The following is a 15,377-nucleotide window of genomic DNA, read 5'->3' as shown; positions in this document are numbered from 1 at the left end:
CCCCGCGAGCGGGGAGGGGGACCATGCGAAGCATGGTGGAGGGGGGCTGCGGCCCGCCGCCACGCTGCGTAAGGGCGTGAACCCCCTCCGTCAGCCGCTGCGCGGCTGCCACCTCCCCACATATGGGGAGGATTTGGCATGACCCAGAAGGATGTCGTCACGATCCTCGCGATCATCGGCGCGCTCGTCGTGCTGGGATTCGTGCTGCGCGTGACCTTTGCGCTGATCGGCCCGCTGCTGATCCTCGCGCTCGGCTATGTCGCCTACAAGATGATCCAGAACAAGGGTGGGACACGCTGATGCTCGCCGACAAGGACCGCATTTTCACCAACGTCTATGGCTTTCAGCCGTGGAATCTGAAGGCTGCGCAGGCGCGCGGCGACTGGGACAAGACCAAGGATCTGATGATCCGCGGGCAGGACGCGATCATCGAGGAGATCAAGGCGTCGGGGCTGCGCGGCCGCGGCGGCGCGGGCTTTCCGACGGGGCTCAAGTGGAGCTTCATGCCCAAGGAGCCGCGCGAGGACCGCCCGAGCTTTCTGGTCATCAATGCCGACGAATCCGAACCCGGATCGTGCAAGGATCGCGAGATCATCCGTCACGATCCGCACAAGCTGATCGAAGGCGCGCTGATCGCGGGCTTCGCGATGCGCGCGCGTGCCGCCTATATCTACATCCGCGGCGAGTTCATCCGCGAGGCGGAGACGCTCTTCTCCGCGGTGCAGGAGGCGTATGACGCCGGGCTGCTCGGCAAGAATGCGGCGAAGTCGGGCTATGATTTCGACGTCTTCGTCCACCGCGGCGCCGGCGCCTATATCTGCGGCGAAGAAACCGCGATGATCGAAAGCCTCGAGGGCAAGAAGGGCCAGCCGCGCCTGAAACCCCCGTTCCCGGCGGGTGCGGGCCTCTATGGCTGCCCAACGACGGTGAACAATGTCGAGAGCATCGCGGTCGTCCCGACGATCCTGCGGCGCGGCGCGAGCTGGTTCTCGAGCTTCGGGCGCGAGAATAACAAGGGCACCAAGCTGTTCCAGATCAGCGGCCATGTGAACAAGCCCTGCGTCGTCGAGGAAGCGATGAGCATCCCGTTCCGCGAATTGATCGACAAGCATTGCGGCGGCATCCGCGGCGGCTGGGACAATCTGCTCGCGGTGATCCCCGGTGGATCGTCGGTGCCGCTGGTCCCGGCGGCCGAGATCATGGACGCGCCGATGGACTTCGACGGGCTGAAAGCGCTGGGTTCGGGCCTCGGCACCGCCGCCGCGATCGTGATGGACAAGTCGACCGACATCGTCCAGGCGATCAGCCGCATCAGTTACTTCTACAAGCATGAAAGCTGCGGCCAATGCACCCCGTGCCGTGAAGGAACGGGCTGGATGTGGCGCGTGATGGAGCGGCTGCGCACCGGCGACGCCGACATCAGCGAGATCGACACTTTGTTCGACGTGACCAAGCAGGTCGAAGGCCACACCATCTGCGCATTGGGCGACGCGGCGGCGTGGCCGATTCAGGGGTTGATACGGCATTTCCGGCCCGAACTCGAGCGGCGAATTCGGGAGAATGGCGGCGTGATGGAGGCGGCCGAATGAGAAGCAAGGCAATCTGGACGCTCGGAGCGGGAGCGATGCTGCTCGCCGCGGCAGCTGCGGCATCGGCTTTCGAGCCGCCGGTCGGCTCGCGGCTCGGCGACCGGCTGACCCCGTCGGCCAATTCGAACACCGACGAGACGCGAACCGCCTTTCGCCTCGCCGAATGTCAGGCGAATATGCACGGCGACGAGGTTCGCGACATCCTCGATGCGCCGAACGAAGATCGGGCGATGCGTGCGTACAAGGCGCTCGAGCACGAGGAAAGCTGCTATCTCGACGTCTATGTCGATAGCCGGGCCGAAGGGGTGCGCGCTTCGATGAGCAAGGCGAGCTATCGCGGGATGCTGGCCGAGGGTATTTTGAAGAAGGACAAGCGCGCCGCGACGCTGGCGCCGCTGCCGCTGCAACCCGTTTATGAACGGCCGTGGACCGCGCTGACGGGGCGCCCGCCTTCGGTCGACGAGATGGCGATCTGCGTCGCCGATGTCGATCCCGCCTGGATCATGGCGGTGCTCGCAACCCTGCCCCAAAGCCGGGAAGAGCGCGGCGCTTTTTCGGGTTTGAGCGAAGCCATGGGTAAATGCCTGCAAAATGGCATCGAATTGAGCGCCGACGCGCTGGCGCTGCGGACCGCCTTTGCCGAGGCGCTCTATCACCGTGCCTATGCGCCGCAGGCGACGGCGGCCGACGGGAGCGGCGCGAAGGGAATCTCCGAATAATGCCCAAAGTTACCGTAGACGGCCAGGAACTCGACGTCCCGCAGGGCGCGACCGTGTTGCAGGCGTGCGAGATGGCGGGCAAGGAAATCCCGCGTTTCTGCTATCACGAGCGGCTGAGCATCGCCGGCAATTGCCGCATGTGCCTGGTCGAAGTGTCGCCCGGCCCGCCGAAGCCGCAGGCGTCGTGCGCGCTGCCGGTCGCCGAGGGGCAGGTGATCCGCACCGACAGCCCGATGGTCAAGAAGGCGCGTGAAGGGGTGATGGAGTTCCTGCTCATCAACCATCCGCTCGACTGTCCGATCTGCGACCAGGGCGGCGAGTGCGACCTGCAGGACCAGTCGGTCGCCTATGGCCGCGGCGCATCGCGCTATGACGAGAACAAGCGCGCGGTGACCGAGAAATATATGGGGCCGATCGTCAAGACGGTGATGACGCGCTGCATCCAATGCACGCGCTGCGTCCGCTTTGCCGAGGAGGTCGCCGGCGTGGAAGACATCGGCGCGATCTATCGCGGCGAAAATATGCAGATCACCACCTATCTGGAACATGCGATCCAGAGCGAGCTGTCGGGCAATGTCGTCGACCTGTGCCCGGTCGGCGCGCTGACGTCGAAGCCCTATGCGTTCGAAGCGCGCCCGTGGGAGCTGACCAAGACGCTGGGCATCGACATGATGGACGCGGTCGGCACCAATGTCCGCATCGACAGCCGCGGGCGGCAGGTGCTGCGCGTGCTGCCGCGCGTCAACGATGATGTGAACGAGGAATGGGCGAGCGACAAGACGCGCCACCATGTCGACGGCCTGATCCGCCGCCGCCTCGACCGCCCCTATGTGCGCCGGAACGGCAAGCTCGAGGAAGCGACGTGGAGCGAGGCGTTCGACGCGATCAAGGTGGTGAACGCCGGGTCGTCGGTCGCGGCGATCGCCGGCGATATGGCCGATTGCGAGACGATGTTCGCGGCGAAGGCGCTGGTGAATGCGCTCGGCTCCGACCTGCTCGAAGGGCGCCAGACGGGGCTCGCCTATGACGTGACCAGCCTGTCGGCGGTCAATTTCAACACCACCATCGCCGAGGCGGAGAATGCCGACGTGATCCTGCTCGTCGGTACGAATTTGCGCTGGGAAGCGCCGCTCATCAACACGCGCGTGCGCAAGGCGGTGTGGAAGAAGGGCGCGAAGGTCTTTGCGATCGGGCCGGAGGTCGACCTCACCTACAAGACCGAATGGCTGGGCAACGACGCTTCGCTCGTCGCGAAGCTGCCCAAGGCGGCGCTCGACGCGCTGAAGGGCGCCGAGCGGCCGATGCTGGTCTTCGGCGGCGGCGCGCTCGCGGTGCCCGGCGTCCACGGCGCGGGCCTTGCGCTCGCCAAGGCGGTGAACGCGGTGAAGGACGGCTGGAACGGCTTCAACGTCGTCCATTTCTCGGCGGCGCGGATGGGCGCGCTGATGCTCGGCTATGCGCAGCCGGGCGGGATCAAGGATATTGTCGTGAAAAAGCCGAAGCTGACCTTTTTCCTCGGCGCCGACGAGGTCGATTTTTCGGCCTTTTCCGATAGTTTCAAAGTCTATGTCGGCCATCACGGCGACAAGGGCGCGCATGCCGCCGACGTCATCCTGCCCGCCGCGGCGTGGACGGAGAAGGATTTCACCACGGTCAACACCGAGGGCCGCGTCCAGCGCAGCGAGAAGGCGGTGTTCGCGCCGGGCGACGCGCGCGAGGACTGGAGCATCTTCCGCGCGCTCGCCGATGCGCTGGGCGTCAGCGTCGGTTTCGACAGCTTCGACCAGTGCCGCGCGGCGATGATCGCGGCGGTGCCCGCGCTGGGCGTCGAGGGGCTCGTCGATTATGGCTGGGCGCCGCCGAAGCTCGACGCGAAGCCCGAGGCGCGCGAAATGGGCCTGCCGATCAAGGACTTCTACCTCACCAACGCCATCTGCCGCGCGTCGCCGACGATGCAGCGCTGCTCGGACGAAATCCTGCATGGCGCCGAGCTTGCGGAGGCGGCGGAATGATGCGCCATAATCAAATCCTCCCCGCTTGCGGGGAGGGGGACCGCGAAGCGGTGGAGGGGGTTCGCGCCCGCACGCTACGCAGCGCATGGAGGCCAACCCCCTCCGTCAGCCGCTGCGCGGCCGCCACCTCCCCACAAGTGGGGAGGATTTAAGAAATGACCGAATTTTTCCAATCCCTCGGCATGTCCTATGAATGGGCGTGGGGCGTCGCCACGATCTGCGGCATCTTGCTCATCGCGTTGCCGCTGATGCTCGCGGTGGCGATGATCATCTATGCCGACCGCAAGATCTGGGCGGCGATGGCGCTGCGGCGCGGGCCGAATGTCGTCGGGCCTTTCGGCCTGCTCCAGAGTTTCGCCGACGGCCTCAAGGTTTTCCTCCAGGAAACGATCATCCCGTCGGGCGCAAACCGCGGGCTGTTCCTGATCGCGCCGATCATCACCTTCACCGTCGCGCTGATGGCGTGGGCGGTGATCCCGTTCAATTCGGGCGCGGTGCTCGCCGACATCAATGTCGGGCTGCTCTACATCCTCGCCATCTCGTCGCTCGGCGTTTACGGCGTGATCCTGTCGGGCTGGTCGTCGAACTCGAAATATCCCTTCTTTTCGGCGCTGCGCGCGTCGGCGCAGATGATTTCCTACGAAGTCTCGATCGGTTTCATCCTGATCGGCGTCGTGCTCTTTGCCGACAGCTTCAACATGAACGAAATCGTCAAGGCGCAGCAGGGGCACGGGCTCGGCATCGTCAACGCCTTCGGCTTCAACCTGTTGCTGTTCCCGCTCGCGGTGATGTTCCTCATCTCCTCGCTCGCCGAAACCGCGCGCGCGCCGTTCGACCTGACCGAAGCCGAAAGCGAGCTCGTTGCGGGGTATCAGACCGAATATTCGTCGATGAGCTTCGCGCTCTTCTGGCTCGGCGAATATGCCAATGTGCTCCTGATGTGTACGCTCAACGCGGTGCTCTTCTGGGGCGGCTGGCTGCCGCCTGTCGACTGGGCGCCGCTCTATGCCGTTCCGGGCATCATCTGGCTGTTCGCGAAGATCCTGTTCTTCTTCTTCGTCTTCAGCTGGGTCAAGGCGACCGTCCCGCGCTACCGCTACGACCAGCTGATGCGTCTCGGCTGGAAAATCTTCCTGCCGATCTCGCTGATCTGGGTGTTCCTGATCTCCGGCTATCTGATGCTGACGAGGTATTCATGAGTTACGTAGGCCATCTCGTCAAAAGCTTCACCCTCTGGGAGTTCGTGAAGGCGCACGCCCTCACGCTCAAATATTTCTTCAAGCCGAAGGCGACGATCAACTATCCGTTCGAGAAGAACCCGCTCAGCCCCCGTTTCCGCGGCGAACATGCGCTGCGCCGCTATCCGAACGGCGAGGAGCGCTGCATCGCGTGCAAGCTGTGCGAGGCGATCTGCCCCGCGCAGGCGATCACGATCGAGGCCGAACCGCGCGACGACGGCTCGCGCCGCACGACGCGCTACGACATCGACATGACCAAGTGCATCTATTGCGGTTTCTGCCAGGAAGCGTGCCCGGTCGATGCGATCGTCGAGGGGCCGAACTTCGAATTCGCGACCGAAACGCGCGAGGAGCTGCTTTATGACAAGGCCAAGCTGCTCGCCAATGGCGACAAATGGGAGCGCGCGATTGCGGCGAATCTTGCCGCCGACGCGCCCTATCGGTAAGGGCGCGCGGACATGATTCACTGGCTCCAATACCCGACTATCCCGAGCGAAGACGAGGGACTTTGCCGAGCGAAGTCGAGGCAGCTTCGGTGCGGGTTCTCGCTTCGCTCGAACGAGCCCCTCGGCTCCGCTCGGGGATACGGCTTTGAGGTGGGGGGCGCGGCATGATCCAGCTTATCGCCTTCTACCTCTTCGCCACCATCGTCATCGCCTCGGCCGCGATGGTGATTTTCGCGCGCAACCCGGTCCACAGCGTCATGTGGCTGATCCTCGCCTTCTTCAATGCGGCGGGGCTGATGCTGCTCGCGGGCGCCGAGTTCATCGCGATGTTGCTGATCATCGTCTATGTCGGCGCGGTCGCGGTGCTGTTCCTGTTCGTCGTGATGATGCTCGACATCGACTTCGCCGAGCTGCGTGCCGGGTTCGTGCGCTACCTGCCATTGGGCGCGCTCGTCGCGGTGATCCTTGCCGCCGAGCTGGTGTTCGCACTCGGCGCGTGGAGCGCGGGCGGGATCGACCTGGCGGCGCGCGCCGCGCCGGCGACCCCCGACAAGAGCAATATCCAGCAGATCGGCGAGCTGCTCTATACGCGCTACATCTTCCTGTTCGAGGCGGCGGGCATCGTCCTTCTCGTCGCGATGATCGGCGCGATCGTGCTCACCCACCGCACCCGCGGCGGGGTGCGGCCGCAGAAAATCGCCGATCAGGTGCGCCGCCGTCCGCAGGACGCGACGCGCCTCGTCGATCCGGGCGTCGGGCAGGGGATGGAGCTATGATCGGCATCGGCCACTATCTCGCCGTTTCGGCGGTGCTGTTCACATTGGGCGTGCTCGGCATCTTCATCAACCGCAAGAATATCATCGTCATCCTGATGGCGATCGAGCTGATCCTCCTGTCGGTGAACATCAACCTCGTTGCGTTCAGCGGCGCGCTGAACGACCTCGTCGGACAGGTATTCGCGATGTTCGTGCTGACCGTTGCCGCCGGCGAAGCGGCGATCGGGCTCGCCATTCTCGTTATCTATTTCCGCGGCCGCGGCACGATTGCCGTCGACGATGCCAACCGGATGAAGGGGTAAGCCGGTGACCGACACCATCCTCGTCGTCCCAGCGAAAGCTGGGATCGCCCTCTTGGCAACGCAGCGCCGGACCGTGAGCGGTCCCAGCTTTCGCTGGGACGACGGAGCCTCCGCATGATCCAGGCCATCGTATTCCTGCCGCTGCTCGCGGCGCTTATCGCAGGCCTTGGCCAGCGCGTCATCGGCACCACCGCGTCGAAAATCTTGACGACGGGCGCGCTGTTCGCGAGCTGTGCGCTGAGCTGGCCGATCTTCCTGTCGTTCGTCGCCGGCAGCGCCGAGCCGAGCGTGACCCCGGTGCTGCACTGGGTGTCGTCGGGCGCTCTCCAGTTCGACTGGGAGCTGCGCGTCGATACGCTGACCGCGGTGATGCTCGTCGTGATCACGACGGTGTCGGCGCTCGTCCACCTCTATAGCTGGGGCTATATGGAGGAAGACCCGGACCAGCCGCGCTTTTTCGCCTATCTGTCGCTGTTCACCTTCGCGATGCTGATGCTCGTGACCGCGAACAACCTCGTCCAGATGTTCTTCGGCTGGGAAGGCGTCGGTCTCGCGTCGTATCTGCTGATCGGTTTCTGGTACAAGAAGCCGAGCGCCAATGCCGCCGCGATCAAGGCGTTCGTCGTCAATCGTGTGGGTGATCTGGGCTTCATGCTCGGCATTTTCGGGACTTTCCTGGTGTTCGGCACGGTGTCGATCCCCGAGATTCTGGCCGCGGCGCCGGGGATGGCGGGATCGACGATCACCTTCCTCGACATGCGGCTCGACACCATGACGATCCTGTGCCTCCTGCTGTTCATCGGCGCGATGGGCAAGTCGGCGCAGCTTGGGCTCCACACCTGGCTTCCCGACGCGATGGAGGGCCCGACCCCGGTGTCGGCGCTTATCCACGCCGCAACGATGGTCACCGCGGGCGTGTTCATGGTGTGCCGCCTGTCACCGATGTTCGAAACCGCCCCCGTCGCGCTCGGCGTCGTCACCTTCGTCGGCGCCGCGACCTGCCTGTTCGCTGCGACGGTCGGCACGACGCAGTGGGACATCAAGCGCGTCATCGCCTATTCGACCTGTAGCCAGCTTGGTTACATGTTCTTTGCCGCGGGCGTCGGCGCCTATGGCGCGGCGATGTTCCACCTGTTCACGCACGCCTTTTTCAAGGCTTTGCTGTTCCTCGGCGCCGGCAGCGTGATCCACGCGATGCACCATGAGCAGGACATGCGCTATTATGGGGCCTTGCGGAAAGAAATTCCCTTCACCTTCTGGGCGATGACCGCGGGGACGCTGGCGATCACCGGCGTCGGCATTCCGCTCGCCGGCATCGGTTTCGCGGGCTTCCATTCGAAGGACGGCATCCTCGAGGCGGCGTTCGCGGCGGGCGAGGGCGGTCAGGTCGCCTATTGGGTGGGCGTCTTTGCGGCGCTGCTCACCAGCTTCTATTCGTGGCGCCTCGTCTTCCTGACCTTCTTCGGCAAGCCGCGCTGGGCGGCGAGCGAGCATATCCAGCATGCGGTGCATGGCGATCACCACGACCATCCGGCCGACGAACATGCGGGGCACGATGTCGCGCACGCCCATGCCGCCGATGCGCATGAAGGGACGGGCGGCTATCACCCGCACGAAAGCCCGCTTTCGATGCTGATCCCGCTCGGCGTGCTGTCGCTCGGCGCGATCTTTGCCGGCTTCCTCTTCGCGCATCCCTTCATCTATCCCGAAGAGGGCATGGCTTTCTGGAAGGGCAGCATCGCGTTCGACGAACATCTGATGCACGCCGCGCACGAGGTGCCGACGCTCATCAAGCTGATGCCCTTCGTCGTGATGGCGACCGGCCTGTTTATCGCGTGGAACAGCTATATCCGCGACACGACGCTGCCGGCGCGCTTCGTTGCGCAGTTCGGGCTGCTGCACAAATTCCTGTTCAACAAATGGTATTTCGACGAGCTTTATAACGTCCTGTTCGTGAAGCCCGCCTTTGCGATCGGGCGCTTCTTCTGGAAGCGCGGGGACGAAGGCACCATCGACCGCTTCGGTCCCGATGGTGCCGCGGCGCTCGTCCAAGGGGGGACCCGGCTCGCGGTCCGGCTGCAATCGGGTTATGTTTATGGATATGCGTTCGTGATGCTGCTCGGGCTTGTCGGCCTCGCCAGCTGGGCCATGGTGAAATTCCTGTGAGCGGCGGCATGGGGCTCCTTTCGCTGATGCTGGCGGTGCCGATGGTCGCGGCGATCGCCTGCCTGTTCGTGACCGACCGCAACGCGCGGCTGATCGCGTTCGCCGCGACGCTGATCGACTTCGCGCTCGGCATCGTCCTATGGGCGCGCTTCGACATCGGCGGCGCGCAGTGGCAGTTCACCGAGCGCGCCGACCTGTTCGGGCGCTTCCAGTGGGCGCTCGGGATCGACGGCATGGCGCTGATGCTGATCATGCTCACCGTTTTCCTGATGCCGCTCTGCATCCTCGCGAGCTGGGACGCGATCACCAGGCGCGTCGGGCTCTATATGGCGATGTTCCTCGTCATGGAGACGATCATGATCGGCGTCTTCTGCGCGCAGGATCTGATCCTCTTCTACATCTTCTTCGAGGCGGGTCTGATCCCGATGTATTTCATCATCGGCATCTGGGGCGGCGCGAACCGCATCTATGCGGCGTTCAAATTCTTCCTCTACACGCTGCTCGGGTCGGTGCTCATGCTGATCGCGATGATCGCGATGATCCGCGAAGCGGGCACGACCGACATCCCGACCTTGCTCGCCTATAATTTCCCGCCCGAAATGCAGACGTGGCTGTGGCTCGCCTTTTTCGCCAGCCTGGCGGTCAAGATGCCGATGTGGCCGGTCCACACCTGGCTTCCCGACGCGCACGTCCAGGCGCCGACCGCAGGGTCGATGATCCTCGCGGGCGTGCTCTTGAAGATGGGCGCATACGGCTTCCTCCGATTCATGATGCCGATGTTCCCCGATGCGTCGGCGCAGCTGATGTGGATCGTCTTTGCCCTCTCGATGATCGCGGTGGTTTACACCAGCCTCGTCGCGCTGGTGCAGAACGACATGAAGAAGCTGATCGCTTACTCGTCGGTCGCGCACATGGCGATCGTCACCGCTGGCCTCTTCGCCTTCAACCAGCAGGGGATCGAGGGCGCGCTGATCATCATGCTGAGCCATGGCGTCGTGTCGGCCGCGCTCTTCTTTTGCGTCGGCGTGATCTATGACCGGCTGCACACGCGCGAGATCGGCCGCTACGGCGGGCTTGCGGTGAACATGCCGGCCTATGCGCTCTTCTTCATGCTGTTCACCATGGCGTCGGTCGGCCTGCCCGGCACGAGCGGCTTCGTCGGCGAGTTTCTGAGCCTTGCCGGCATCTATGAAGCGTCGAGCTGGGTTGCGCTCGTCTGCGGCACCGGCGTCATCCTCGGCGCCGCTTACATGCTCTATCTCTATCGCCGCGTCGTGTTCGGCGATCTGACCAAGGACGATGTGAAGGCGATGCCCGACATCACGGCCCGCGAATGGGCGATCTTCGTGCCGCTGGCCGCGGTGGCCCTGTGGATGGGCGTCTATCCCGAAAGCTTCCTCGCGCCGATGCGCGGCGACGTGACCACGGTGGTCGCGCGCCTTGCCCCGGCGAAGCCCGCGGGGGACGCGCATCTCGCGGCGGGCAAGCCCAGGGCGCCCGAAGCGCATGGTGAGCCCGCGCATGGCGAAGCGCATCAGGCGGGAGGCGTGCAATGAGCGCCGATCTCGCCCTCATCTGGCCCGAGCTGATCCTGACGATCGGCGGGCTGATCACGCTGATGCTCGGCACTTTTGCCGGCGACCGGCAGGTCGGGCTCTATCAGCTCGCGTCGCTGGTCACGCTCGCGGCGGCGGCGGTCGCGGTGATCGCGCTGTTCGGAACGGAGGCGACGGTCTTTTCGGGCACGCTCGCGGTCGACGCCTTCGGCGGCTTCGCCAAGCTGCTCATCTATGCCGCGAGCTTTGTCTGCATCGCCATCGCGCCGCGCTTTTTCCGCGACGGGATGCGCGCCGAATATCCGGTCCTGATCCTCTTCGCCGCGCTGGGCATGGGAATCATGGCGAGCGCGCGCGACCTGATGACGCTCTATGTCGGGCTCGAACTCAACAGCCTGGCCGCCTATGTGCTCGCAAGCTTCATGCGCACCGACGACCGGTCGAGCGAGGCCGGGCTCAAATATTTCGTCCTCGGCTCGCTAGCGAGCGGAATGCTGCTCTATGGCATTTCGCTGCTCTACGGCTTTACGGGCACGACCGATTTCGCCGGCATCGCCAAAGCGCTGGGCGGCGAGATGGGCACCGGCCTGCTCTTCGGGATCGTGTTCGTGATCGCGGGTCTCGCGTTCAAGATCAGCGCGGTGCCGTTCCACATGTGGACCCCGGACGTCTATGAAGGCGCGCCGACCCCGGTGACGACCTTCTTCGCGAGCGCGCCCAAGGTCGCGGCGATGGTGCTGCTGACCCGCGTGATCGTCGGTGCGATGGCGCCCGCCATCGGCGCGTGGCAACAGATCGTGATCTTCCTCGCGCTCGCCTCGATCATCCTCGGCGCGGTCGGCGCGATCGGGCAGAAGAATATCAAGCGCCTGCTCGCCTATTCGTCGATCAACAATGTCGGCTTCATCCTCATCGGCCTCGCCGCCGGGACGCAGCAGGGGGTCGAGGCGGTGCTGTCCTACCTCCTCGTCTATGTCGTCACGACGATCGGCAGCTTCCTCGTCGTGCTGCAATTGCGCGACCGCGAGGGCCAGCAGGTCGAAAGCATTCCGGCGCTCGCGGGCCTGTCGCAATATCGCCCCGGCCTGGCCGCGGCGATGGCGGTGTTCCTGTTGAGCCTCGCGGGTATCCCGCCGCTGTTCGGCTTCTGGCCGAAATATCTGGTGTTCGAGGCCGCGGTGAACGCGAACCTCGTCCCGCTCGCGGTCGCGGGCATCGTCGCCTCGGTGATCGGCGCCTTTTACTATATCGCGGTCATCAAGACGATGTATTTCGACGAGCGGTCGGAGGCCGAGGTGTCGGGCGGCGGCAATATCCTCGAAGGCACGATCGTCGCGGTAAGTGCGCTGTGGCTGTCGGTGATCGGTTACCTCTTCATCGGTCCGCTCGCGACGGCTTCGGCGCACGCGGCTTCGGTGCTGTTCTGATCCCGCCGATCGAGCGGATCCAGCAGACCGGTTCGACCAACGCCGACCTGCTGGCGCGGCTGGCACGCGGCGAGCCTGTCGGCGAGGGGCATTGGCTCGTCGCCGACCGCCAGACCGCCGGGCGCGGCCGCCTGGGCCGCGCGTGGGGCGACGGCGAAGGCAATTTCATGGGATCGACGGTGGTGCGGCTGACCCCCGGCGATCCGCTTGCCGCGACGCTCGCGCTCGTTGCCGGGGTAGCGCTGGCGCAGGCGGTGCGGATATTGGCGCCCGCGGTCGCGTTCGAGCTGAAATGGCCGAACGATGTGCTGGTCGATGGCGCCAAATGTTCGGGCATCCTGCTCGAACGCAGCGGCGACGCGGTGGTGATCGGGATCGGAGTCAACCTCGTCTCCGCGCCCGAACTGCCCGACCGCGCGACCGCCTGCTTCGCCGAGATGGGCGCGCCTATCGACCGCGACCGCTTCGCCGAGGTGCTGGCGGTCGCGATGACGGATGCACTGCGGACGTGGCGGCACGAGGGCGTCGTGCGCATCGTCGATATGTGGCTGCCGCAGGGGCATCCCGTCGGCACGCCGCTGCGCGTGTCGGAGCAGGCGATCGAGGGGATTTTCGACGGCCTGGCGCCCGATGGCGCGCTGCGCTTGCGCCGCGAGGGCGGCGAGGTCATGCTGATACATGCGGGCGACATCGAATTGCGCCGTCCGGTGAGGGAAGGGGACTAGCCCGTGCTGCTTGCGATTGATGTCGGCAACACCAATGCCAAATTTGCGGTTTTCAGGGATTCCGAGGCGCTTGCGCGCTGGCGTATCGCGACCGACGACCGCCGCACCGCCGACGAATATATGGTGTGGCTCGACCAGCTGCTGCGCCTCGAAGGGCTCGACCGCGGCGAGATCGACGCGGTCATCATCTCGACCGTCGTGCCGCGCGCGCTGCACAATCTTCAGCTCCTCGCCGATAAATATTTCGGGGTCGAGGCGCTGGTCGCCGGGCGGCCGCCGGTGAGCTGGGGCATCGCGCTCAAGGTCGACGAGCCGCAGTCGGTCGGCGCCGACCGGGCGTGCAACGCGATTTCGGCGCAGGCGATCGCGCCCGGCACGGACAAGCTCGTCATCAGCTTCGGCACCGCGACGACCTTTGACCATATCGGTCCGGGGGGTGAGTATCTCGGCGGGATCATCGCGCCGGGGGTCAATCTGTCGCTCGAGGCGCTGGTCAACGCCGCGGCGAAGCTGCCGCGCATCGCGATCGAGGCGCCGGGGTCGGACAGCGTGATCGGCCGCACGACCGAAAGCCAGATGCTGATCGGGGTCTATTGGGGCTATGTCGCGATGATCGAGGGGCTGATGGCGCGGATGAAGGCCGAAATCGACAAGCCGCTCACCGTGATCGCAACCGGCGGGCTCGCTGCGCTGTTTCAGGAACAGGCGCATCTCTTCGATCGCGTCGAACCCGACCTGACATTGAACGGACTTATGCACTTATATAATCAGAGAGGCTCTTCCCGATGACCGTCCCCGGCAAGGAATTGCTCTTTCTCGCGCTCGGCGGGTCGGGCGAGATCGGCATGAACGCCAATCTTTATGGCTGCGACGGCAAGTGGATCATGCTCGATCTGGGCGTCAGTTTCGGGACGCCCGACTATCCGGGCATCGACATCGTGATGCCCGACCTCGAATTCATCGAGGATCGCCGCGATAATCTGCTCGGCATCGTGCTGACGCATGGGCACGAGGATCATATCGGCGCGCTCCCCTATCTTGCCGCCGAACTCGGCGTGCCGCTCTATGCCAACCGCTTCACCGCGGGGCTGATCGCGCACAAGCTCGCCGAAGAGGGGCTGGAGAAAGAGGTCGAGGTCCGCACCGTCGACATCGACGCGCGCTTCGAACTCGGGCCGTTCCGCCTGCGCATGGTGCCGCTCGCGCACTCGATTCTCGAAATGAGCGCGGTGGTGATCGACACGCCCTATGGCCGCGTGTTTCACACCGGCGACTGGAAGCTCGACGAGGAACCGATCCTCGGCGAGCCCGCGACTGCGGCGATGCTGTCGGCGATCGGCGACGAGGGGGTCGACGTGCTGGTGTGCGATTCGACCAACGTCTTCAACACCCAGCCATCGGGCAGCGAAGGCGACCTGCGCGCGGGGCTCGTCGCGGCGGTCGGCGCGGCGAAGGGGCGGGTGGTGGTGACCACTTTCGCCTCGAACGCCGCGCGGCTGCACACGCTGGGCGAGGTTGCGCGCGCGACCGGGCGCAGCCTGTGCGTCGCGGGGCGCTCGCTCGACCGTATCCTCAGCGTCGCGCGCTCGGTCGGCTATCTCAGGGATTTCCCGCCGACGGTCGATTTCGACGAAGCGATGCGGCTGCCGCGCGACCAGGTGATGGTGATCGCGACCGGCGGGCAGGGCGAGCCGCGCGCCGCGCTCGCGCGCATGGCGGGCGACGTCCACCAGATCAAGCTCGAGGCCGGCGACACCGTCGTCTTCTCCTCCAAGCAGATCCCGGGCAACGAGATCGCGATCGGGCGGATCATGAACCAGCTTGCCGCGAAGGATGTGCTGACCGTCACCGAAAAGCAGGCGCATATCCATGTCAGCGGCCATCCGGGCAAGCCCGAGCTCGCGGCGCTCTATGGCTGGCTGCGGCCGAAGCTGATCGTGCCGGTGCATGGCGAAGTCCGGCACATGCACGAGCAGGCGCGCTTCGGGCTCGAACAGGGGATTCCGGCGGCGCTGGTGCAGGAAAATGGCGACCTTTGCCGCCTGGCACCGGGCGCGGCGACGATCGTCGAGCGGGTGCGGTCGGGGCGGCTCGTGCTCGACGGCGACGTGATCCTGCCTGCGGATGGCGAGACGCTGAACGAGCGGCGCAAGCTGTCGTGGAACGGCCAGATTTCGGTTGCGGTGGTGCTCGGCGCCAGAGGCTATATCGGTAGTGAAATCCAGTATCGCGGCGTGCCGGTCGAGGACGACCGCGAGGCCTTTCTCGACGAGATGAACGAGGCGGCCGAGCAGGCGGCGTCGAAAAAGGCGCGCGACCGCGATGCGCTGAAGGAAGCGATCCGCCTCGGCGTGCGCCGCGTCGCGACCGACTGGACCGGAAAAAAGCCGATCGTCGACGTGCTGATCGTGGACGTCTGAC

Annotated in this window: 14 protein-coding genes; all 14 read left to right on the top strand. The window is 65.2% G+C overall.

The window, feature by feature from the left end:
* The first annotated feature begins 138 nt into the window (after positions 1 to 138).
* The 14 genes from KNJ79_RS11210 to KNJ79_RS11145 all read left to right on the top strand — a co-directional run bounded on the left by KNJ79_RS11210 (position 139) and on the right by KNJ79_RS11145 (position 15,376).
* Positions 139 to 300, top strand: a complete 162-nt coding sequence (locus tag KNJ79_RS11210) for a hypothetical protein (protein WP_317151121.1) — start codon at positions 139 to 141, stop codon at positions 298 to 300.
* Positions 300 to 1,589 carry an NADH-quinone oxidoreductase subunit NuoF gene (gene nuoF / locus KNJ79_RS11205; protein ID WP_317151120.1) on the top strand — a complete coding sequence of 430 codons (1,290 nt, stop codon included), beginning with the start codon at positions 300 to 302 and terminating at the stop codon, positions 1,587 to 1,589. The genes KNJ79_RS11210 and nuoF overlap by 1 nt, the downstream gene beginning before the upstream one ends.
* The gene (locus KNJ79_RS11200; RefSeq protein ID WP_317151119.1) at positions 1,586 to 2,308 is read left to right on the top strand and encodes a hypothetical protein; all 723 of its coding nucleotides are present in this window, start codon (positions 1,586 to 1,588) and stop codon (positions 2,306 to 2,308) included. The genes nuoF and KNJ79_RS11200 overlap by 4 nt, the downstream gene beginning before the upstream one ends.
* A complete protein-coding gene (gene nuoG / locus KNJ79_RS11195) occupies positions 2,308 to 4,320 on the top strand; it encodes an NADH-quinone oxidoreductase subunit NuoG (protein ID WP_317151118.1) in 2,013 nt (670 codons plus the stop codon). Before KNJ79_RS11200 ends, nuoG begins: the two co-directional genes overlap by 1 nt.
* 155 nt (positions 4,321 to 4,475) lie before the next feature.
* Complete coding sequence (gene nuoH / locus KNJ79_RS11190) at positions 4,476 to 5,519, top strand: NADH-quinone oxidoreductase subunit NuoH (protein WP_317151117.1); 1,044 nt, start codon at positions 4,476 to 4,478, stop codon at positions 5,517 to 5,519.
* Entirely contained in the window at positions 5,516 to 6,004 is a 489-nt protein-coding gene (gene nuoI / locus KNJ79_RS11185) for an NADH-quinone oxidoreductase subunit NuoI (protein ID WP_003051603.1), read from the top strand. Before nuoH ends, nuoI begins: the two co-directional genes overlap by 4 nt.
* Before the next feature lie 164 nt (positions 6,005 to 6,168).
* Complete coding sequence (locus KNJ79_RS11180) at positions 6,169 to 6,780, top strand: NADH-quinone oxidoreductase subunit J (protein WP_317151116.1); 612 nt, start codon at positions 6,169 to 6,171, stop codon at positions 6,778 to 6,780.
* Entirely contained in the window at positions 6,777 to 7,082 is a 306-nt protein-coding gene (gene nuoK, locus KNJ79_RS11175) for an NADH-quinone oxidoreductase subunit NuoK (protein ID WP_089214633.1), read from the top strand. The genes KNJ79_RS11180 and nuoK overlap by 4 nt, the downstream gene beginning before the upstream one ends.
* Positions 7,083 to 7,196: 114 nt before the next feature.
* A complete protein-coding gene (nuoL, locus tag KNJ79_RS11170) occupies positions 7,197 to 9,248 on the top strand; it encodes an NADH-quinone oxidoreductase subunit L (protein ID WP_089214632.1) in 2,052 nt (683 codons plus the stop codon).
* 8 nt (positions 9,249 to 9,256) lie between these two features.
* Positions 9,257 to 10,804, top strand: coding sequence for an NADH-quinone oxidoreductase subunit M (locus tag KNJ79_RS11165; protein ID WP_317151115.1), 1,548 nt, complete (start codon positions 9,257 to 9,259; stop codon positions 10,802 to 10,804).
* On the top strand, positions 10,801 to 12,231 hold the full coding sequence (nuoN, locus tag KNJ79_RS11160) for an NADH-quinone oxidoreductase subunit NuoN (protein ID WP_089214630.1): 1,431 nt from the start codon (positions 10,801 to 10,803) through the stop codon (positions 12,229 to 12,231). Before KNJ79_RS11165 ends, nuoN begins: the two co-directional genes overlap by 4 nt.
* Positions 12,153 to 12,956 (top strand): biotin--[acetyl-CoA-carboxylase] ligase, encoded by an 804-nt coding sequence (locus KNJ79_RS11155; protein WP_317151114.1) that lies wholly within the window; start codon positions 12,153 to 12,155, stop codon positions 12,954 to 12,956. The genes nuoN and KNJ79_RS11155 overlap by 79 nt, the downstream gene beginning before the upstream one ends.
* A 3-nt stretch (positions 12,957 to 12,959) precedes the next feature.
* Complete coding sequence (locus tag KNJ79_RS11150) at positions 12,960 to 13,745, top strand: type III pantothenate kinase (RefSeq protein WP_317151113.1); 786 nt, start codon at positions 12,960 to 12,962, stop codon at positions 13,743 to 13,745.
* Positions 13,742 to 15,376, top strand: a complete 1,635-nt coding sequence (locus tag KNJ79_RS11145) for a ribonuclease J (protein ID WP_317151112.1) — start codon at positions 13,742 to 13,744, stop codon at positions 15,374 to 15,376. The genes KNJ79_RS11150 and KNJ79_RS11145 overlap by 4 nt, the downstream gene beginning before the upstream one ends.
* Position 15,377 lies beyond the last annotated feature (1 nt).

It is taken from the genome of Sphingopyxis indica (genome assembly GCF_032879645.1).
In the GTDB taxonomy this organism is placed as follows: Bacteria; Pseudomonadota; Alphaproteobacteria; order Sphingomonadales; family Sphingomonadaceae; genus Sphingopyxis; species Sphingopyxis indica.
The sequence above is the reverse complement of the archived record's forward strand: the minus strand, read 5'-3'. Positions and strand labels throughout refer to the sequence as shown.

Coding starts and splice junctions, on each gene's coding strand:
- nuoF (WP_317151120.1), top strand. CDS start 300: ATGCTCGCCGACAAGGACCGCATTTTCACCAACGTCTATGGCTTTCAG.
- nuoH (WP_317151117.1), top strand. CDS start 4,476: ATGACCGAATTTTTCCAATCCCTCGGCATGTCCTATGAATGGGCGTGG.
- nuoL (WP_089214632.1), top strand. CDS start 7,197: ATGATCCAGGCCATCGTATTCCTGCCGCTGCTCGCGGCGCTTATCGCA.
- KNJ79_RS11180 (WP_317151116.1), top strand. CDS start 6,169: ATGATCCAGCTTATCGCCTTCTACCTCTTCGCCACCATCGTCATCGCC.
- nuoK (WP_089214633.1), top strand. CDS start 6,777: ATGATCGGCATCGGCCACTATCTCGCCGTTTCGGCGGTGCTGTTCACA.
- nuoI (WP_003051603.1), top strand. CDS start 5,516: ATGAGTTACGTAGGCCATCTCGTCAAAAGCTTCACCCTCTGGGAGTTC.
- KNJ79_RS11165 (WP_317151115.1), top strand. CDS start 9,257: ATGGGGCTCCTTTCGCTGATGCTGGCGGTGCCGATGGTCGCGGCGATC.
- KNJ79_RS11210 (WP_317151121.1), top strand. CDS start 139: ATGACCCAGAAGGATGTCGTCACGATCCTCGCGATCATCGGCGCGCTC.
- KNJ79_RS11200 (WP_317151119.1), top strand. CDS start 1,586: ATGAGAAGCAAGGCAATCTGGACGCTCGGAGCGGGAGCGATGCTGCTC.
- KNJ79_RS11145 (WP_317151112.1), top strand. CDS start 13,742: ATGACCGTCCCCGGCAAGGAATTGCTCTTTCTCGCGCTCGGCGGGTCG.
- nuoN (WP_089214630.1), top strand. CDS start 10,801: ATGAGCGCCGATCTCGCCCTCATCTGGCCCGAGCTGATCCTGACGATC.
- nuoG (WP_317151118.1), top strand. CDS start 2,308: ATGCCCAAAGTTACCGTAGACGGCCAGGAACTCGACGTCCCGCAGGGC.